The following is an 18,774-nucleotide window of genomic DNA, read 5'->3' as shown; positions in this document are numbered from 1 at the left end:
GGGCCTAGTTCACCGGGCAGGTGTTGTCTGACATGTAGTCATGCACCACGATCTCGCCCGCGATGATCCCGGCCTTGGCGGCATCCACGGCGGCCTGCATCTCGGCGGTCACCAGTGCGGCGTTGTGCTCGTCCAGCGCATAGCCCACGCCGTCGTCGGCAAGGCCGAGGACGAAATACCCGGTTTCCAGATCCGCCCCGGCGGTGAAGGCATTGTAGACGGCAATATCCACCCGCTTGATCATCGAGGTCAGCACCTGTCCCGGGTGCAGGTAGTTCTGGTTGCTGTCCACCCCGATCGACAATATGCCCTCGTCGGCTGCGGTCTGAAGCACGCCCACGCCGGTCGAACCCGCGGCGGCATAGATCACGTCGGCGCCCTGCGCGATCTGGGCACGGGCCAGTTCGCCCCCCTTCACCGGGTCGGCCCAGGCGGCGGGGGTGGTGCCGGTCATGTTCTGGATCACGGTCGCGTCGGGGTTCACCGCCTTGACACCTTGCGCATAACCGCAGGCGAATTTGCGGATCAGCGGGATGTCCATGCCGCCGATGAAGCCCACGGTGCCGGTCCTCGACGCCATTGCGGCCATCATGCCCACCAGATAGCTGCCCTGATGTTCCGAATATTCGATCGCGCGGACGTTCGGCGCCTCGACCTTGGTGTCGATGATGACGAATTTCGTGTCGGGATAGTCGGCCGCCACCTCGCCCAGCACCGCGCCGAAGGCAAAGCCCGCCATCACGATCGGGTTCAGCCCAGCCTCGGCAAAGCGGCGCAGCGCCTGTTCGCGCTGGGCCTCGGATTGCAGCTCGATCTCGCGGTAGGTGCCCCCCGTCTCGGCCTTCCAGCGTTCGGCGCCGTTGAACGCCGCCTCGTTGAACGACTTGTCGAACTTGCCGCCAAGGTCATAGACCATCGCGGGTTCGGCCAGCGCCGCACCGGCGATCAGGGCCAGCGCCGCACTGGCGGCTAGGGTTTTCCCAAGGAACGTCATTGAAATCTCTCCCGGTTGGTCGTCGGACAGGGTGCGGATCGTCACGGGCTGCCCGCAAGGGCCTGGCTTCCGCCCGATTAAGGCCGCAGCCCCGACAAGGCGTCAACCGGATTCTGGGCAGGCTTGCGGGCTTAGCCTGCCAGCGCCCGTGACATCAGAAGCGCGTCGATCCGCCGGCCATCGGGGGCCGCGTAGTAGCCCCGCCGGCGGCCGGTCAGGGCATAGCCCGCGCTGGCATAGAGGGCACGCGCGGGCCCGTTGTCGGCCGCCACCTCGAGAAAGGTACGCGCGGCGCCGCGGTCCAGCGCCGCGGTTTCGAACGCACCCAGCCGCGCCCGGCCAAGGCCCCGGCGCCGTGCCCCGGGGTGGACCGCCAGCGTCAGCAATTCTGCCTCGTCGAGCACGACCCGTCCAAGGGCAAAGGCCGAGCCATCCCCCACCAGAAAGACACCGGGGCTTTCGAGAAGTGCCACGAATTCGGGGCCGGACCACGGTCGCGGATGACCGAAGCAAAGCGCATGCAGGGCCGACAGGGCATCGGGCGTCACGGCAGGATCACCGGCGGCGGATCGGCCGGGGGCGCGGCATCGGCCGGCCGCAGATAGAGCGGGGCAGGGCGCGGCTGTGCCTGCCCAAGCCGGTCGGCAGCGATCCGCGCTATGGCGGGGGCGATCCCTGCCAGCGGGCGGGGCAGGGCCATGATACCGAGCGCCTGGCCCAGCGCCTCGGCCCCATGGCCAAGGACTCGCGTTCCGGGCGGCAGGTCGAACGCGCCTGAAACCTCGTCCGGGGCCAGATGGCGCGGCGCAGTGCCGCCGCCGACAAGCTGGAGGTAGAGCGTCTCGCGCGGGGCAGGCAGCGCCACCAGCACCGGGCCTCCTTCGTCATGGGCCAGTGCCTCGAAGCCCGTCACGCCGATCGCAGGCACGCCCAGACCCAGCGCAAGCCCGCGCGCCGCCGCGACGGCGATGCGGATGCCGGTGAAGTTGCCCGGTCCGACGCCGACGCCGATCCCGTCCAGATCGCCCCAGCCAAGCCCGGCATCTTTCAGGATATCTGCCAGCAGCGGCATCAGCCGTTCTGCCTGACCGCGCCCCATCGCCTCGTGCCGCTCGTCCACAATCCGGCCGCCATGCAGCAAAGCGGCCGCACAATGCGCGGCCGACGTGTCGAAGGCAAGAATCGTCGGTGCCGGGTCCATCAGACCTGTTCGGCGACCGGGCGAACCTCGGTGACCTCGGGGATATAATGGCGCAGCAGGTTCTCGATCCCCATCTTCAGCGTCAGCGTGGACGACGGGCACCCCGCGCATGCGCCCTGCATGTGCAGGTACACGACGCCCCGGTCGAACCCGTGGAAGGTGATGTCGCCGCCGTCCTGCGCCACGGCCGGGCGCACGCGAGTATCGAGCAACTGCTTGATCTGGCGCACGATATCGGCGTCTGGTCCGTCATGGTCGGCATGCCCTCCCGCCTCTGCCTCACCGATCATCGCGGGCTGGCCCGACTGGAAATGCTCCATGATCGCGCCGAGGATCGCGGGCTTGATGTGGTCCCACTCCACCCCGTCTTCCTTGGTCACGGTGACGAAATCCGTGCCGAAGAACACCGCGCGCACGCCCTCCACGGCAAAGATGCGGCTGGCCAGGGGCGAGTGTTCGGCCCCCTCGGACGAAGGAAAGTCCGCCGTGCCCGCCTCCAGGACCGCCTGGCCGGGCAGGAATTTCAGCGTCGCCGGGTTCGGCGTGGATTCGGTCTGGATGAACATGAGTCTATTCCTTAGCTTTGCAGTCGGATATGCGCCCCTGCGCCGGCAATGTCAACATTTCGACTGATTCCAGACGGCTCAGCACACGGCCTCCAACCCCTCCTTGGACAGCCCGCCCGGGACGATGGTCATCGGCACGGGCAGCGTGCCCGAACTCCTCGTCAGCTGCGCGACCAGCGGCCCCGGCCCCTTCTTGTCGACGCCAGCCCCCAGCACCAGAACGCCGATCTGCGGGTCGTCACGGATCTGGGCAAGGATCTCGGGCACCGGCTCACCCTCGCGGATCACCAGTTCGGGGTCGATCCCCTGCCGGTCGCGCATCCACTTGGCGAAAACCTCGAAATGCGCCTCGATCCGCTCGCGCGCCTCCTCGCGCATCAGGTCGCCCACCCCGATCCAGTGGTTGAATTCGTCGGGCGGGATCACCGAGAGGATCTGTACGCCGCCACCGGTCTTGGCCGCGCGCATCGCGGCAAAGCGCATCGCGTTCAGACATTCGCGGCTGTCGTCGAGCACGACGAGGAACTTGCGCATGGGCGCCCTCCCTGGAACCGCCGCGAGCATGACCGACCAGCCGCCCGCTGGCAACTCCCGTGCGGCGATGCCGTTGCCGCAACCGCCGGTTCGCGCCCCCGGTCCGGTTTTCTGGCCGATACGGCATTCTTCTTGGCCCAAATACTCCCGCCGGAGGCACCGCGCGCGTAAGCGCGCGGCCCGGCCCAACGCCGGACAAGCGGGGCGCAAGCCCCGCGCGGGCCGGGGGCGGGAGTGCCCTGTCAGCCGCCCGAATGTGCCCAGTCCCAGTAAAGCTCGCGCGCTTTCTGGGTCACCGGCCCCGCCTGGTACTGCACGTCGTCAAAGGCCTTGACCGGCGTCACCTTCATCATGTTGCCGGACAGGAAAACCTCGTCCGCCCCGCGGAAATCGTCAAAGCTCAGCACGCTCTCGTGCACCTCGATCCCCTCGGCCCTGAAGTTCGCGATGTGGCGCGCGCGGGTGATGCCGGCCAGGAAGGTGCCGTTGGCGATGGGGGTGAAGATCGCGCCGTCCTTCACCATGAAGACATTCGCCGTGGCGGTCTCGGCGACATTGCCCAGGGCATCGGCCACCAGCGCGTTGCCGAAGCCCTTGGCGCGCGCCTCGGCCAGCATCCGCGCGTTGTTGGGGTAGAGGCAGCCCGCCTTGGCGTTCACCACCGCGCAATCAAGCGTCGGGCGGCGAAAGCGCGTGGTGGTCAGCGTCGTGGCGCTGCCCGGCGCGGCCATCGGGATTTCCTCGAGGCTGATCGCAAAGCCCGTCGCCCCCAGTTTCGGCACCACGCCCAGGAAATCGCCCTCGAGCGCCCAGTACATCGGCCGGATATAGACCGCGGCGTCGGCGGGATAGGTCTTCAGCCCTTCCCAGATGATGTCGTGCATCTCCTGCGGACCGACCGTGGGCGTGATCATCAGCGCCTCGGCCGAGCGGTTCACCCGGTCGCAATGGGCCAGAAGGTCGGGGGCGATTCCCTCGAAATAGCGCGCCCCGTCGAATACCGTGGTGCCAAGCCAGCTGCCGTGGTCGGCGGCGCGCATCACGGCCAGGTCGGTGCGGTGCCAGGTGCCCTCGAAATAGGTCCGGATATTGCTGCCAGTGGCCATGGATCACCCCTCTCGTGGAAACTCCGGCACCCTAGACCCGGGGCGCAGGGCCGTCCAGACGACAAAGGACGCGCCCCCGGCGGGGCGGCCGGGGGCGCTGAAAGCGAAGCCACCCGGGCGTGGGCGGCCCGCCGAAAACCCGGGGGCAGGCGCGGGCGGACGGCCTGCGCCGGACTTGGGGACGCGGCGCTTCCCCGGGGACCGGTCGGACAAGACCGGGTGGACCGAGGATGCCCGCGCCGCGACTCCGTTTCGTGAACGGCGGGAATCGGTTTTGTGAAACCTGTCCGTGCCGCCGATCGGGCGCATCGGACGTGCGTTTAGTCTTCACCCGCCACAGGCGAGCATATCTCGACCAGATAGCCGTTCGGATCGATTGCATAGGCCGTGGTCTGGCCCCAGGGCTCTTCGCGGGGCTCCTGCACGATGCGCGCCCCCGCCGCCCGCGCCCGCGCGATGGCGCCCGGCACGTCATCGGTTTCGAAGGCGATCTCGAAGACCGGCGCGGCGGGATCGGGGCGGCCCGGCCGCTTGCCCAACTGGGTCATCAGTTCGGTCGAGGAAAAGGCAAGGCGGGTGTCGCCGGTCCGCAATTGCCCATACGCGCCCGACTCGTGCAGGAATTCGGTCTCGCAGCCAAAGGCCCGTTCGTAGAAGTCGAGCGTGGCTGGCACGTCGGGCACGTAGAGGATGGTGTAGCGGAATCGCATGGCAGGTCTCCGGGCAGGTCTGCCGGAAGCCTGCCATGGCTTTGGTCCACTGTCCCGGGAAACGCGCGCGACAGCTCAGCGCGCGCCGACCATCCCCACGATCTCGCAGGTCCGTTTCAGGATCGGCGCGGCGATCGCGTTGGCGCGTTCGGCGCCGTCGGCGAGGATGCGGTCGATCTCGGCGGGATCCTGCATCAGGCGGCTCATCTCGGTCGAGATCGGGGCGAGCCGCGCCACCGCCAGATCGGCTAGCGAGGGCTTGAAGCTGCCGAATTGCTGGCCGCCATGTTCGGCGATCACCTGTTCGGGCGTCAGGTCCGCCAGTGCCGCATAGATGTTGACGAGGTTGCGCGCCTCGGGCCGGCCCTCCAGCCCCTCGATGGTCTCGGGCAGGGGCTCGGGGTCGGTCTTGGCCTTGCGGATCTTCTTGGCGACGGTGTCCGCGTCGTCGGTCAGGTTGATCCGGCTCATGTCCGAGGGGTCGGATTTCGACATCTTCTTCGTGCCGTCGCGCAAGCTCATCACGCGCGTCGCCGCGCCCTCGATCACGGGCTCGGGCGAGGGGAAGAACTCCACGCCGTAATCGTTGTTGAACTTGGCCGCGATGTCGCGGGTCAGTTCGACATGCTGTTTCTGGTCCTCGCCCACCGGAACATGGGTGGCGTGATAGACCAGGATGTCGGCGGCCATCAGCGCCGGATATGCGAACAGGCCCAGCGACACGTTTTCCGAGTTCTTGCCGGCCTTGTCCTTGAACTGGGTCATCCGCTGCATCCAGCCCAGCCGCGCGACGCAGTTGAAGATCCAGCCCAGTTGCGCATGCGCGGGCACCTGGGACTGGTTGAACAGGATCGAGCGCACCGGGTCGACGCCCGAGGCGATAAAGCCCGCGGCCAGTTCCCGCGTCGCGCGGGTCAGCTTGTCAGGGTCCTGCCAGACGGTGATCGCGTGCATGTCGACGATGCAATAGACCGTCTCGATGCCGCCCCTGTCCTGGGCCTCGGCAAAGCGCTTGAGCGCGCCGAGATAGTTGCCCAGCGTCAGCCCGCCCGAGGGCTGGATGCCGGAAAAGACGCGCGGTGTGTGGACCACCTCGGCCATGGGGTCATCTCCGTCTGGAATTCGTTGCCCTGCTCGCTTACCCATGCGGGGCAACACCGTCAACCGAGGCCCGTGCCGCATGTCCTATGACCCGAACGCGCATCCGATCAATCCGCTGCCTTGGGTCGTCTGGGCCCTGGTCCTGCCGGTCATCGCCATGGAGGCGATCCTGAGCCTCGGACAACAGGGGATCCTTGGCGGTCCTGCGGCAGTAGGCTGGCGGATGGCCGCGTTCCAGGACTATGCGTTCTCGGGGCAGGTTCTGGACTGGATGCTGGCGAACGGGCGCTTTCCGCCCGAACAACTGCTGCGCTTCGTGACCTATCCCTTCCTCCACGCGGGCGTGACGCACGCCGTCTTTGTCGTGGTGTTCATCCTGGCGCTTGGCAAGATGGTGGGCGAGGTGTTCCGAGCCTGGGCGGTGCTGGCCGTGTTCTTCGGATCGGCCATCGTGGGGGCGGCGGCCTATGGTCTGATCCTGAACGATCCGGTGCCGCTGGTGGGGGGCTATCCGGCGGTCTATGGCCTGATCGGCGCCTTCACCTTCCTGTTGTGGGTCCGGCTGGCGGGAACCGGTACGAACCAGTTCCGCGCCTTCACCCTGATCGGGTTCCTGCTGGGCATCCAACTGGTGTTCGGGTTGCTGTTCGGGGGCGGCAATGACTGGGTTGCCGATCTCGCGGGGTTTGCGACCGGGTTCCTGCTGTCCTTCGTGGTCAGCCCCGGCGGCTGGGGCCATGTCCGGGCGCGGTTGCGTCACCGCTGACGGCGCATCGCGCGGCGGAACTCGGCCAGGTGGAACGCGCCGATCAGGTGGCCGATCCCGAAATAGACCACGATTCCGACGCCGATCAGCGCCAGGAGCGCGGTGTAGCGGACAGACCCGGCCGAGAGCCACGGGGCCAGCGCCCAGGCCGCCGCCCAGAGCACCGCACCCATCAATGCCGAGGCGACCGCGATCCTGCCGATGCGCCGGGTGAACCGGCCGTCAAGCTCGACCGCCGCGCCATAGTGGCGTGAGCCGCGCCAGAGCAGCGCGACCATCGCCCAGCCCGCCAGCGTCGTGCCCCAGGCCGCTGCGATATAGCCGAGCAGCGGTGCCAGCCCGACAGCGAGGCCCGCGTTCACCGCCAGCGCGCCGAGCGCATAGTAGAACGGCCGTCGGGTATCCTCGCGCGCGAAGAACAGCGGTTGCAGGACCTTCTGCATGACGAAGGCCGGCAACCCCGCGCCGTAGACCGCGACCGCCAGCGCCGTGGCCGCCGCGTCGGCCGAATCGAAGGCGCCGCGCTGGAACAGCACGTTGACGATGGGGCCGGGAATGACGGCCAGCGCCACCGCGGCAGGCACGGTCAGCGCCAGCGCGAACTCGCCCGCGCGGTTGAAGGCATGACGCCCGCCGTCGGTGTCCTCGGCACGAAGCCTGCGCGACAGGTCGGGCAACAGAACCACGCCGATGGCGATCCCGACGACGCCGAGCGGCAATTGGTACAGACGGTCGGCATAGGACAGCCAGGCCACCGCGCCGTCGAAAAAGCTTGCCACCTGCCGGCCGATCAGAAGGTTCACCTGGACCACGCCGCCCGCCAGCGCCGCGGGGGCGGCGATGATGGCCAGCCGTTTCAGTTCGGGCGTCATCTTCGGCCGCCGGAGGGTCAGCCGAAACCCCGCGCGCGACGCGGCCCACCAGACCAGCGCCAGTTGCGCCACCCCGGCGATGGGAACCGTCCAGGCCAGCGTATCGCCCACCGGCCAGCCGGCGGCACCGGCAAGCACCATTGCGCCCACGAACAGCATGTTCAGAACCACCGGCGCCGCTGCCGCCGCCACGAAGCGCCCGGTGGCGTTCAGCACGCCCGACAGAAGTGCCGCAAGCGAGATGAACAGGATGTAGGGAAACGCGATCCGGCCATAGATCACCGCCATGTCGAAGCGTTCGTCCGCGGCAAAGCCTGAAGCCATGGCAAACACCAGAAACGGCATCGCCACCTGCGCGATCAGGGTAAAGACGATCAGGATCGTCGCAAGACCGGTAAAGGCGTCCCGGGCGAATCCCAGGGCATCGTCGCCGCCCTCGACCTTCTTGGCAAACATCGGCACGAAGGCCATGTTGAACGCGCCCTCGGCAAAGAAGCGGCGGAACATGTTGGGCAGGGAAAAGGCGATCAGGAACGCCTCGGCCACCGGACCCGCGCCCAGATAGGCCGCGATCAGGATGTCGCGCACGAAGCCCAGGACGCGGCTGGCCAGCGTCCAGACCCCAACGGTCAGGAAACCCGAGACCAGCCGGATCGGTTGCGTCACGCGTGCGCCCTTTCGGCACCGCGCTCGATCGCCGCGCGGAGCTTCTTCTCCAGCGATTCCTGGCGCGAGCGGGAATGAAGCTTCAGCCCGAAGCTGTCCTTGACGTAGAAGCTGTCCACCACCTGCGCGCCGTAGGTCGCGATCACCGCCGAGGCGATGTAGACGTTGCTGTCGGCGAAGACCCGCGTCAGGTCGTACAGCAGGCCGGGCCGGTCGCGGGTGTCGACCTCGATGATCGTGTAAATCTCGGATCCCTCGTTGTCGAAGGTGATCGAGGTCGGGAAACGAAAGCCCTTCTCGCGCTTCTTCAGCTTGTCACGGTCGGCCAGTTTCTCGCGCGGGCGGATTTCGCCCGCCAGCGTCTTTTCGATCATCTGCCGAAGGCGGGGCAGGCGGGCTCCCTCGTAGGGGGTGCCGTCGGCATCCTGGATCCAGAAGACTGCGGTCGCGTAGCCGTCCTTGGTGGTGTAGGTGCGCGCGTCGACCACATTGGCGCCCACCAGCGCCAGGGCGCCCGCAAGCCGGGAAAAGATCCCCGGGTGGTCCGCCAGCGCAAAGCACGCGCGGGTCGCGTCGTGGTCGGCATCCTCCGCCAGGTCGATCAGGATCTGGTCATCCTCGATCCGGTGCAGCAGCCGGGCAAAGATCGCATGCGTTTCGGTCGGCAGGCCCGACCAGTAGGGCGGGTAATGGCGCTGGGTCTCGGTGCGCAGATCCTTCTTGTCCCAGTCGGACAGCGCCTCGCGCAGCGCGCGCTTGGCGTGGTCCTCGCGGTTGCGCCGGTTGACGGCCTCCAGCCCCTTTTCCAGCGCCGTCGCCGTCTCGCGGTAAAGGCTGCGGATCAGTTGCGCCTTCCAGTTGTTCCAGGTGCCGGGGCCCACCCCGATGATGTCGCAGACCGTCAGCACGGTCAGCAGGTCAAGCCGTTTCTTGTTCTGTACAGCCTTGGCAAAGTCGCGCACCGTCCGCGGGTCGGCCAGGTCGCGTTTCTGCGCCATGTCGGACATCAGCAGGTGATAGCGCACCAGCCATTCCACCGTCTCGCATTCGTCCTGCTTCAGCCCCAGACGCGGGGCGACCTTGCGGGCGATCTGCGCGCCGAGGACGGAATGGTCCTCGGGCCGGCCCTTGCCGATGTCGTGCAGCAACAGCGCCACGTAAAGAACCCGCCGGTTCACGCCCTCCTTCAGGATGCGGCTGGCTATGGGGAGTTCCTCGACCAGCTCGCCCCGCTCGATCCGGGCCAGCGTCGAGATGCACTGAATGATGTGCTCGTCCACCGTGTAGTGGTGGTAGACGTTGAACTGCATCATTGCCACGATCGGCTCGAATTCGGGGATGAAGGCCGCCAGCACGCCAAGCTCGTTCATCCGGCGCAGCGCGCGTTCGGGGTTGCCGTGCTTGAGCATCAGGTCCAGGAAGATGCGCTGCGCCTCGGGGTCGGTGCGCACGCTGTCATCCACGAGCCGGAGGTTGGCCTTGACCAGCCGCATCGCGTCCGGATGCAAGAGCGTGCCGGTCTTCAGCGTCTCTTCGAAGATTCTCAGCAGGTTCACCTTGTCGGCCAGGAACGCCGCGGCGTCGGCCACGTTCATCCGGTTCTGCGCGATCTCGTAGCCCTTTGGCATCTTGCGCTTGCGCCGGAACAGGCCCAGCAGCATCGGTTCCTTCTTGACATGGGCAGCTTCGAGCTTGGTCAGGAAGATGCGCGTCAGATCGCCGACGGTCGTGGCGTGGCGAAAGTATTCCTGCATGAAATGTTCCACCGCGCGCCGCCCGCCATGGTCGGCATAGCCCATGGCCGCCGCCACCTCGACCTGCATGTCGAAGGTCAACTGGTCCATCGCCCGGTCGGTGATCAGGTGCAGATGGCATCTGACCGCCCAGAGGAAGCGCTCGGCGTTGAGGAAGCCCTTGAACTCTTCTTCGGTGAACACGCCCAGCCGGACCAGTTGCGAGGCCCGGTCCACCCGGTAGATGTATTTCGAAATCCAGTAGAGCGACTGCAGGTCGCGCAAGCCCCCCTTGCCCTCCTTGACATTGGGTTCCAGCACATAGCGCTGACCACCCTGCTTGCGGTGCCGTTCGGACCGCTCGGCCAGCTTGGCCTCGATGAAATCGGCTTCGGTCCCGTCGAAGAGATCATCCCACAGCGCGTCGTTCAGTTCGCGGTCCAGCGGTTCGTGACCCGCGAGAAAGCGGTTTTCCAGAAGCGCGGTCCGGATCGTGTAATCCTCGCGCCCAAGGCGCACGCAATCCTTCACCGTGCGACTGGCATGCCCGACCTTCAGCCGCAGATCCCACAGCATGTAGAGCATCGACTCGATGACGCTCTCGGCCCAGGGGGTGATCTTCCAGGGGGTCAGGAACAGCAGGTCGACGTCGGAATAGGCCGCCATCTCGCCGCGCCCGTAGCCACCGACGGCAAAGACCGCCAGCCGCTCGCCCTCGGTCGGGCCGGGGCCCGGGTGCAGATGCTCTGCGGCGATCTCCAGCGCTGCCCGTACCAGGCAGTCGGTCAGCCAGGTGTAGGCGCGCACGGTGGCACCGGCATCGAACGGGCGTTCGGCAAAGGCGGCGGCGATGGCGTCCCGGCCGCGGCTGCGGGCGTCGCGCAGGTGGCGCACCATGGTCTCGCGCAGTGCCCGCGGACCATCCGCCGCGGCGATCTGGCGGGCGAGTTCAGCGGCAAAGCCCGCGCGGTCGAAAATATCGGACGCCGGACAGATCAGGCTGTCCGGCGCCGGGTCGTCCTGTCGGGGGGAGGCGCGGCTAAAGGCCGGCGCCGCCAAAGCTTCTGGGCGCGGGGTCAATCACGATCACCTGGTTGTTCTGGATTTCGGCGATGGCCAGCGCGCGGTCGTTCGTGCCGTCGGCGCGCAGCCGGAACACCCCGTTCACCCCGGCAAAGCCCGAGGGCTGGGTCAGCGCACCCGTGGTCAGCGCATCGGACATGCCCTGGCCGACAAGGGCGCCGATCGCTGCGATGCCATCATAGGCAAGCCCGGCCAGCGGGTGCGCGGGTTCGCCATAGGCGGACATGTAGCGCGAGGCAAACTGCGCCGTCAGGTTGGGGTCGGGCAGGGCGAACCATCCCCCCTGCAGTCCCGGCAGTGCCAGCGTCGAGGGCGGGATGTCCCAGCGGGTGAGGCCGATGAACTGCACGGTCTCGGGATCGATGCGGTTCTCGGGCAAGAGCTGCGCCAGCAGCGGCAGCGCACCCGCCGTCGAGGCGGTGAAGAAGATGGCATCGCTGCCCGAACTCCGCGCCTTGGTCGCAAGTTGCGGAATCGCCTGGACGACACCGTTCTGCGAAAGCTCGTAGGTGCCGGTGGCCGTGATCCGTCCGCCGCTGCGCGCGACCGCGCCCTCGACGGATGAACGGCCCGTCTGGCCCGACACGTCCGGGTCGTGGATCACCATGAAGTTGCGCCGCCCCTGGGCGACGGCATAGCTTGCCAGCCGGCTCGCGGTATTCTCGAAGGTCGGCCCCAGGACGAACACGTTGCCGCCCGCGATCCCGGTATTGTTCGAAAAGCTGAGGACGTTGATCCCGCGCGAGGCGACGGCAAGCCCTGCGGCGTTCGCCGATTGCGCGTGGAGCGGGCCGAGGATGATCTTGGCGCCGTCCGCCACCGCCTGTTTCGCGGCCGCTGCCGCCTGCTCGGGCCGCGCAGCGGTGTCATAGACGCGCAGGTCGATCGCCACGCCCTGCAGATCCGCGATCGCAAGCCGCGCGGCGTTTTCCAGCGCGCGCGCCACCACCTGGTCGCCCGCCTCGGCCGAACCGCCGGGCACCAGAAGCGCCACCGGAACGGGACGGCTGGCATTGATGCTGGGGCCGCCGCCCAGGCCGACGGGCTGGCAGGCGGCCACCATGGCGAGCGCGGCCGTCAGGACGGCCAGTCGCTTGCGGGCGGCGCGGAAAACGGCGATCATTGGGCTTCCTCGCATCGTCTCTCGGGTCGGGGCGAGCCTATGCGGATCGGCCGCCCAAGTAAACGTCAGACAATTCCCCGAGAGGCCCGTCCTGGACATCCTGCGCACACCCCTGCCCCCCGGCATCCATTTCGTCGCCACGCCCATCGGCGCGGCACGCGACATCACGCTCAGGGCACTGGATATCCTCGCCTCGGCCGATGTGATTGCCGCCGAGGACACGCGCACCGCGCGCCACCTGATGCAGATCCACGGCATCGCGCTGGGCGACCGTCCGCTGATCGCCTATCACGACCATTCCGGCCCGGGCGTGCGCGCGCGGCTGATTGCGCTGGCCGCCGAAGGCAGGTCGGTCGCCTGCGTCAGCGAGGCGGGCACGCCCATGGTCGCCGATCCGGGCTTTCCGCTGGCCCGCGACGCCATCGCGGCCGGGGTTCCGGTCCATACCGCGCCGGGGCCGTCGGCGATGCTGGCCGCGCTGATGGTGGCCGGGCTGCCCAGCGACCGGGTGCTGTTCGCAGGGTTTCCGCCGCAGCAGGGCGCGGCGCGCAAGGCGATGTTCGACGAGGTCGCGGGCCTTGCCGCGACGCTGGTGTTCTACGAATCGCCCAAGCGCGTGGCGCGGTTCCTCGCCGACCTGGCCGCGGCGCTGGGGCCGGACCGCCCCGCCGCGGTCTGCCGCGAACTGACCAAGCGCTTCGAGGAGGTCGCGCGGGGCACGCTGGGGGAACTGGCGCGCGCCTTCGCGGACCGCGAGGTGAAGGGCGAGATCGTGGTGCTGGTCGGCCGCGGCGTGGCCGCGGCGGCGGGCGAAGACGAGGTCGAGGCCGCGCTCCGCTCGGCGCTGGCACGGGTCTCGGTCAAGGATGCGGTGGCCGAGGTCGCCGCGGCGCTGGGCCTGCCGCGGCGGCAGGTCTACCAGGCGGCGCTGAAGCTGGAGGCGGGCGAATGACCGGGGCCACGGGCTATCACGCGGGCGCCTCGGCCGAGGACATCGTCGCGCGGCATTACGCGGCCCGCGGCGCCACCCTCGCCGCGCGGCGCTGGCGCGGGCAGGGCGGCGAGATCGACCTGATCCTGCGCGAGGGCGCGACGGTGGTCTTCGTCGAGGTCAAGGCCAGCCGCAGCTTTGCCCGCGCCGCCGAGCGGATTACGCCGCGTCAGGCCGCGCGCATCATGGCCGCCGCGCAGGAATTCCTCGACGGCGAGCCGCGGGGCCAGTTGACCGACATCCGCTTCGACGTGGCCCTCGTCGACGGGGTGGGCCGGGTCGAGATCGTCGAGAACGCCTTCGCGGGTTGAGCGGCGTTGCAAAGCCCGGCGGCCTCGGCCATGAAGGGGCCGAACAGAAAGAGGTCGCCCATGCCGCTGAAGGTCGCCATCCAGATGGACCCGATCGGGCCCATCGACATCGCCGCCGACACCACGTTCCGGATCGGCGAAGAGGCGCAGGCGCGCGGCCACAGCCTGTTCTACTACACGCCCGACCGGCTTTACTGGAACGACGGGCGGGTGATGGCGCGCGGCTGGCCGCTGGAACTGCGCCGGGTGGTGGGCGACCATTACACGCTGGGGCCGGAACAGGACGTCGATCTGGGCGGCTACGACGTGGTCTGGCTGCGCCAGGATCCACCCTTCGACATGGGCTACATCACCACGACCCACTTGCTGGAGCACCTGAGCCCCGGCACGCTGGTGCTGAACGATCCGTTCTGGGTGCGCAACTTTCCCGAAAAGCTGCTGGTGCTGAAGTTCCCCGCGCTGATCCCGCCCACGATCATCGCGCGCGACCTCGCCACGCTGCGTGCCTTCAAGGCGCTGCATGGCGACATCATCCTGAAACCGCTTTACGGCAACGGGGGGGCGGGGGTGTTCCGGCTGGAGCATGGCGACCGCAACCTCGCCTCGCTGCACGAGCTGTTCACCGGCATGAGCCGCGAGCCGCTGATCGCGCAGAAGTTCCTGCCCGCGGTCGAGAAGGGCGACAAGCGGGTGATCCTGATCGACGGCGAACCGGTGGGCGCGATCAACCGCGTGCCCGCCGAGGGCGAGACGCGGTCGAACCTGCACGTGGGCGGGCGCGCCGAACGCGCGGCGCTGACCGCGCGCGATCTGGAAATCTGCGCAGCGATCGGCCCGACGCTGCGCGAGCACGGCCAGATGTTCGTCGGTATCGACGTGATCGGCGACTGGCTGACCGAGATCAACGTCACCTCACCGACCGGCCTGCAGGAACTGGAACGCTTCGACCAGAAAAACCTGGCCGCCCATCTTTGGGAGCGGATCGAGGCAAGGCGCGCCTGACGCGGTCCGCCCGCCTGCACGCCGGGTGCGCATTGTACCGCAAGTACCCGCACGTACGTTGCGAAACCCGACCTTTCGGATAGGCCGCTTCGCGTGGCAGCGCGAAGAAGAATATGCGGACCGATTGGACGGAGTGAACAGTATGGATGGCGCATGCATGAAAAGATTTGGGCCTGCCGCGGGTGCGGACGGGTCCGCGGCAAGGCCGGGCGGCGGGGTGGCGACGGTGATTCCACTGCCGCGCCCGCTTGCCGCCCCGCCCGTCGACCTGGGTACCGAGACGCTGGAGGCCCTCGATCGCCTGCTGCGCCTGCTCGACCAGACCATCGAAGTGTCGGGTCTGTCGGACAATCCCGCGGCGCACCACCATTTCGACAGCTTTGCGCTCGAGGCGTTGCGCATCTTCTCGGACCTGACGGCCGGGCGGGGAAGGACCGGATCGCGGGGCTGAACCTGCCCATCTGTCGCCTTGCCGCTTTGCACGGGGCCAAGCTATCCTTGGTTTCAGATAGTCTTGTCCCTTTTGTGCGATGTCCCATTTGCCCGGTTCCCCCGACAGACCCGATCCAGACGGAGCATGCGCGACGGACGGTCTTCCGGCGCAGGTCGAGCGTCTGCTTCGCGCGGGCGTTCTTGACCGGGGGTCGCGGCGGCACAGGCTGCTCGACTACCTCGTGGCGCATCATCTCTCGACTGCGCCGGGGACGAAGCTCAAGGAGTACGCGGTCGCGGTCGACGTTCTGGGGCGCCCCGCGGATTTTGATCCCGCCTCTGACGGGATCGTCCGCGTCGAGATCGCCCGGCTGCGCAAGACCCTCGACGCCTATTTCGACGGACCGGGCAGGAACGACTCCCTGGCAATCCGGATTCCGCGCGGCCAATACGAAATCGAGGTGGTGCCCGCAACGCCGGGACAGCGTCCCGCGTTCGGGCGTCTCGGCCGGGCTGCAAGCGGTCTGGTCGCGTTTGCCGCGGCGGGCGTGGTCGCGCTGGTGCTGGCGCTGCCGCTCCTGCGGAACGTGCCGGGCGGCGAGTATCCTCTCGTCCGGCTGGAGCCGATCGAGGACCACCGCCCCGCCACCGAAAGCGTTTATCCCGCTGTCGGTATATCGGGGTTTCTCGGCGCCGAGCTGTCGCATTTCCGCAGCTTTCGAGTATTCCTTCCGGATGCCGCGGGGCAGGGCGTCGGGCGGCAGGCGGATTTCCGTCTGGCCGGGACGCTTGAGCCGGCCGAGGGCGGAAGCATGCTGAACCTGCACCTTGTTCGGGGAGAGGACGAAAGCATCCTGTGGGCGTCCCGCGTGACGCTCAGCGAGGACGACATGCTGGGTGCCGAGGCGCTGCACGCCCAGCTTGACGATCTGGTCGTGCGGATCGCCGGACCGCTGGGCGCGATCGATTCCGAGGGCCGGGCGCGGCTCGAGGCAAGCCGCCTCGACTGGCGCCGTGGCCGCGTCTCCGAGTTCCAGTGCTACCTGATATGGCAAAGCTTCGACCTGACGAAGTCCGCGCGCGAGCGGGAACGGGCACGCGACTGCCTGGACGCGCTGACGGCACAGGCCAGCGGTGTGGGCCAGATCTGGGCGGCGGCGGCCTTCATGCGTTTCCTCGACTGGTCGGAGGCCGGGCCGACCCGGTCGCGCGCCGCCATCGACGCCGCGCTCGAGGCCGCGAACCGGGCGGTGTTCCTCGATCCCACAGGGGCGGACGGCTACGAGTCGCTCGGCTCCATCCTGACTGCGCTCGGGCGCTTTGACGAGGCGGGAAGGGCGTTGGCGCGGGCGGCGAACCTGAACCCGTCAGACCGGGTGATCCGGGTCAAGCGTGGCTGGCTCGACTGCCTGACCGGCGACTGGGCCGGGGGCGAGGCCGAGATCCGCGCGGTGCTGGCGGATTTCCCGGTCGCACCGGGGTGGTATCGCATCCCGCTTGCCCTTGGGGCGTTCCAGCGGGGCGATGCACCGGACTTTGCCGCCGAGGCCCGGCGCATCGTCGAGAGCGGCGACACGCGCGGGCTGGTGCTGGCGCTGGCTGCAGCGCGGCTTGGCGGCGATCGGCACGCGGCCGACCAGGCTGCCGCGAGGCTTGCCGAACGGGGCACGACGGTCGAGCATGCGCTGGACGAGATCGCGACGGTGTTTCCCGACGCGGCGCTTATGGCGGCCTTGGGCGAGACGCTGCGGCCCCGCCGTTCCGACTGATGGGGTACGCCTGACGCCTTCAGGCGTCGCCCACCGACAGCCGGAAGCTGACCGCCTCGGCCACGTGCGGGCGGGCGACGGTCGCGGCGCCATCGAGGTCGGCGATTGTGCGGGCAACCCGCAGTACCCGGTGATAGCCGCGCGCAGACAGACCGAACCGTTCGGCCACCTTGGCCAGCAGTGCGCGGCCCTCGGGATCGGGCGTCGCGATCTGCTCCAGCAGGGCACCTTCGGCCTCGGCGTTGACACGCACGCCGGGGTGGCCTTCGAAGCGGGCTGTCTGGGTCGCGCGGGCGGCGGCAACGCGGTCCGCGACCGTTGCCGACCGCTCGCCGGTGGCGGGCAGGTCGAGATCGGAATAGGCGACCGGCGGCACCTCGACGCGCAGGTCGAACCGGTCCATCAGCGGCCCCGAGATGCGCCCGAGATAGTCCTCGCCGCATTGGGGCACGCGGGCGCAGGCGCGCGCCGGATCCGCCAGATAGCCGCATTTGCAGGGATTGGCGGCCGCGACCAGCAGGAAGCGGCAGGGATAGCGCATGTGCGCGTTGGCGCGGGCCACCACGACCTCGCCGGTCTCGATCGGCTGGCGCAGGGTTTCAAGAACGGCGCGGGGAAATTCGGGGAACTCGTCCATGAAAAGCACGCCATTGTGGGCGAGGCTGATCTCGCCCGGTTTCGCCCCCCGCCCGCCGCCGACGATGGCGGCCATCGACGCGGTGTGGTGCGGCTCGCGAAAGGGCCGGTGGCGCGAGATGCCGCCCTCGTCCAGAAGCCCCGCGAGGGAATGGATCATCGAGGTTTCCAGCGCCTCGACCGGCGAGAGCGGCGGCAGGATACCCGGCATACGGGCGGCCAGCATCGACTTGCCCGACCCCGGTGCGCCCACCATCAGCATGTGATGCCGCCCGGCCGCCGCGATTTCCAGCGCGCGCTTGGCGCGTTCCTGGCCCTTGACGTCCGACAGGTCGCGGGACAGCGCCTCGGTGCGCACCTCGCCCGGCTCGGCCGGGGCCAGCGGGGCCTGGCCGGTGAAATGGCGCACAACCGCGGTCAGGTCAGGGGCGGCCAGAACCTGCGTGCCGCCGACCCAGGCGGCCTCGGCCCCGCAGGCGCGCGGGCAGAGCAGCGCGCGGTCCTCCTCGGCGGCGGCCATCGCGGCGGGCAGGGCGCCCACGACCGGCACCAGCCGCCCGTCGAGCGACAACTCGCCCAGCGAAACGGTGCCCTCGGCCGCATCCCGCGGGATGACGTCCAGCGCGGCCAGCAACGCCACAGCGATCGGCAGGTCGAAATGCGACCCCTCCTTGGGCAGGTCGGCGGGCGACAGGTTCACCGTGATCCGTTTCGACGGCAGTGCCACGCCCATCGCTACCAGCGCCGCGCGCAGACGGTCGCGCGCCTCGCTGACGGCCTTGTCGGGCAGCCCGACGATGGAAAAGGCGGGCAGGCCGGCCGAGACCGAGCATTGCACCTCGACCACCCTCGCCTCGATCCCTTCGAAGGCAACCGTATAGGCCCGCGACACCATCACCCGCTCCCGCACTCAGGAATGGTTAACGGCTACGCCCGCATGGTTACCGAATGGTAAACGCCGGTGTGCGGCGCGACGGTTTTTCCACAGCCCGGCGAACAGGCCACCAGAACGGCGCTTCACGCGGTACCGCCGCATTGTGCAAGACCGCCCGGCGGTCGCTGCCTCACGCAAATGTGTGCGTTTGTGCACACAAGTCCTGCGTGTCGATCTGGAAGGAATCAAATCTTCTGTGATCCAATTCGAAATCTGCTGCGTAAACGAAACAAAAACGATCCGG

General features: G+C 68.6%; 18 protein-coding genes. 6 read left to right on the top strand and 12 right to left on the bottom strand.

Going from position 1 to position 18,774, the window contains the following annotated elements; translation table 11 throughout:
• Positions 1–4 precede the first annotated feature (4 nt).
• From EV655_RS00210 to trpS, 8 genes are all read right to left on the bottom strand, one after another.
• Positions 5–994 carry a BMP family lipoprotein gene (locus tag EV655_RS00210; protein WP_132540017.1) on the bottom strand — a complete coding sequence of 330 codons (990 nt, stop codon included), beginning with the start codon at positions 992–994 and terminating at the stop codon, positions 5–7.
• A gap of 131 nt (positions 995–1,125) precedes the next feature.
• Positions 1,126–1,542 (bottom strand): GNAT family N-acetyltransferase, encoded by a 417-nt coding sequence (locus EV655_RS00205; protein ID WP_132540014.1) that lies wholly within the window; start codon positions 1,540–1,542, stop codon positions 1,126–1,128.
• Positions 1,539–2,195, bottom strand: a complete 657-nt coding sequence (gene tsaB / locus EV655_RS00200) for a tRNA (adenosine(37)-N6)-threonylcarbamoyltransferase complex dimerization subunit type 1 TsaB (protein ID WP_132540011.1) — start codon at positions 2,193–2,195, stop codon at positions 1,539–1,541. The genes EV655_RS00205 and tsaB overlap by 4 nt, the downstream gene beginning before the upstream one ends.
• A complete protein-coding gene (locus EV655_RS00195; RefSeq protein WP_132540008.1) occupies positions 2,195–2,761 on the bottom strand; it encodes a NifU family protein in 567 nt (188 codons plus the stop codon). Before EV655_RS00195 ends, tsaB begins: the two co-directional genes overlap by 1 nt.
• Before the next feature lie 78 nt (positions 2,762–2,839).
• Positions 2,840–3,295 carry a universal stress protein gene (locus EV655_RS00190; protein ID WP_132540005.1) on the bottom strand — a complete coding sequence of 152 codons (456 nt, stop codon included), beginning with the start codon at positions 3,293–3,295 and terminating at the stop codon, positions 2,840–2,842.
• Between the two features lie 242 nt (positions 3,296–3,537).
• Positions 3,538–4,401 carry a branched-chain amino acid aminotransferase gene (locus EV655_RS00185; RefSeq protein WP_132540002.1) on the bottom strand — a complete coding sequence of 288 codons (864 nt, stop codon included), beginning with the start codon at positions 4,399–4,401 and terminating at the stop codon, positions 3,538–3,540.
• A 320-nt stretch (positions 4,402–4,721) separates the two neighbouring features.
• Positions 4,722–5,111: a VOC family protein gene (locus tag EV655_RS00180; protein ID WP_132539999.1), complete on the bottom strand. Its 390-nt coding sequence runs from the start codon at positions 5,109–5,111 to the stop codon at positions 4,722–4,724.
• A 75-nt stretch (positions 5,112–5,186) separates the two neighbouring features.
• A complete protein-coding gene (trpS, locus tag EV655_RS00175; RefSeq protein WP_132539996.1) occupies positions 5,187–6,212 on the bottom strand; it encodes a tryptophan--tRNA ligase in 1,026 nt (341 codons plus the stop codon).
• Positions 6,213–6,291: 79 nt separating this feature from the next.
• On the opposite strand from trpS, the gene EV655_RS00170 reads away from it, so the two are divergent.
• Complete coding sequence (locus tag EV655_RS00170; RefSeq protein ID WP_132539993.1) at positions 6,292–6,978, top strand: rhomboid family intramembrane serine protease; 687 nt, start codon at positions 6,292–6,294, stop codon at positions 6,976–6,978.
• Here the strand turns inward: EV655_RS00170 and murJ are convergent.
• The 3 genes from murJ to EV655_RS00155 are packed head-to-tail and all read right to left on the bottom strand — an operon-like array spanning position 6,969 to position 12,455.
• Positions 6,969–8,516 carry a murein biosynthesis integral membrane protein MurJ gene (murJ, locus tag EV655_RS00165; protein ID WP_132539990.1) on the bottom strand — a complete coding sequence of 516 codons (1,548 nt, stop codon included), beginning with the start codon at positions 8,514–8,516 and terminating at the stop codon, positions 6,969–6,971. The two genes, EV655_RS00170 and murJ, sit on opposite strands and share 10 nt — an antisense overlap.
• Positions 8,513–11,329 (bottom strand): [protein-PII] uridylyltransferase, encoded by a 2,817-nt coding sequence (locus EV655_RS00160; protein ID WP_132539987.1) that lies wholly within the window; start codon positions 11,327–11,329, stop codon positions 8,513–8,515. The genes murJ and EV655_RS00160 overlap by 4 nt, the downstream gene beginning before the upstream one ends.
• Positions 11,289–12,455 carry a penicillin-binding protein activator gene (locus tag EV655_RS00155; RefSeq protein WP_132539984.1) on the bottom strand — a complete coding sequence of 389 codons (1,167 nt, stop codon included), beginning with the start codon at positions 12,453–12,455 and terminating at the stop codon, positions 11,289–11,291. Before EV655_RS00155 ends, EV655_RS00160 begins: the two co-directional genes overlap by 41 nt.
• Here EV655_RS00155 and rsmI point away from each other — a divergent pair.
• From rsmI to EV655_RS00130, 5 genes are all read left to right on the top strand, one after another.
• Positions 12,427–13,407 carry a 16S rRNA (cytidine(1402)-2'-O)-methyltransferase gene (gene rsmI / locus EV655_RS00150; protein ID WP_243644930.1) on the top strand — a complete coding sequence of 327 codons (981 nt, stop codon included), beginning with the start codon at positions 12,427–12,429 and terminating at the stop codon, positions 13,405–13,407. The genes EV655_RS00155 and rsmI overlap by 29 nt on opposite strands.
• On the top strand, positions 13,404–13,757 hold the full coding sequence (locus EV655_RS00145) for a YraN family protein (protein ID WP_132539978.1): 354 nt from the start codon (positions 13,404–13,406) through the stop codon (positions 13,755–13,757). Before rsmI ends, EV655_RS00145 begins: the two co-directional genes overlap by 4 nt.
• A gap of 60 nt (positions 13,758–13,817) precedes the next feature.
• Positions 13,818–14,759: a glutathione synthase gene (gene gshB / locus EV655_RS00140; protein WP_132539975.1), complete on the top strand. Its 942-nt coding sequence runs from the start codon at positions 13,818–13,820 to the stop codon at positions 14,757–14,759.
• Positions 14,760–14,916: 157 nt separating this feature from the next.
• Positions 14,917–15,210: a hypothetical protein gene (locus tag EV655_RS00135; protein WP_132539972.1), complete on the top strand. Its 294-nt coding sequence runs from the start codon at positions 14,917–14,919 to the stop codon at positions 15,208–15,210.
• 79 nt (positions 15,211–15,289) lie between these two features.
• Positions 15,290–16,960, top strand: coding sequence for a tetratricopeptide repeat protein (locus tag EV655_RS00130; RefSeq protein WP_165905221.1), 1,671 nt, complete (start codon positions 15,290–15,292; stop codon positions 16,958–16,960).
• Positions 16,961–16,979: 19 nt separating this feature from the next.
• On the opposite strand, the gene EV655_RS00125 is transcribed toward EV655_RS00130, so the two are convergent.
• Positions 16,980–18,491, bottom strand: a complete 1,512-nt coding sequence (locus EV655_RS00125; RefSeq protein ID WP_132539967.1) for a YifB family Mg chelatase-like AAA ATPase — start codon at positions 18,489–18,491, stop codon at positions 16,980–16,982.
• Between the last annotated feature and the right edge of the window lie 283 nt (positions 18,492–18,774).

The organism is Rhodovulum euryhalinum, from assembly GCF_004342445.1.
Classification (GTDB): Bacteria; Pseudomonadota; Alphaproteobacteria; order Rhodobacterales; family Rhodobacteraceae; genus Rhodovulum; species Rhodovulum euryhalinum.
Note: the sequence above shows the minus strand (reverse complement) of the source record. Positions and strands in the feature narration are given on the sequence as shown.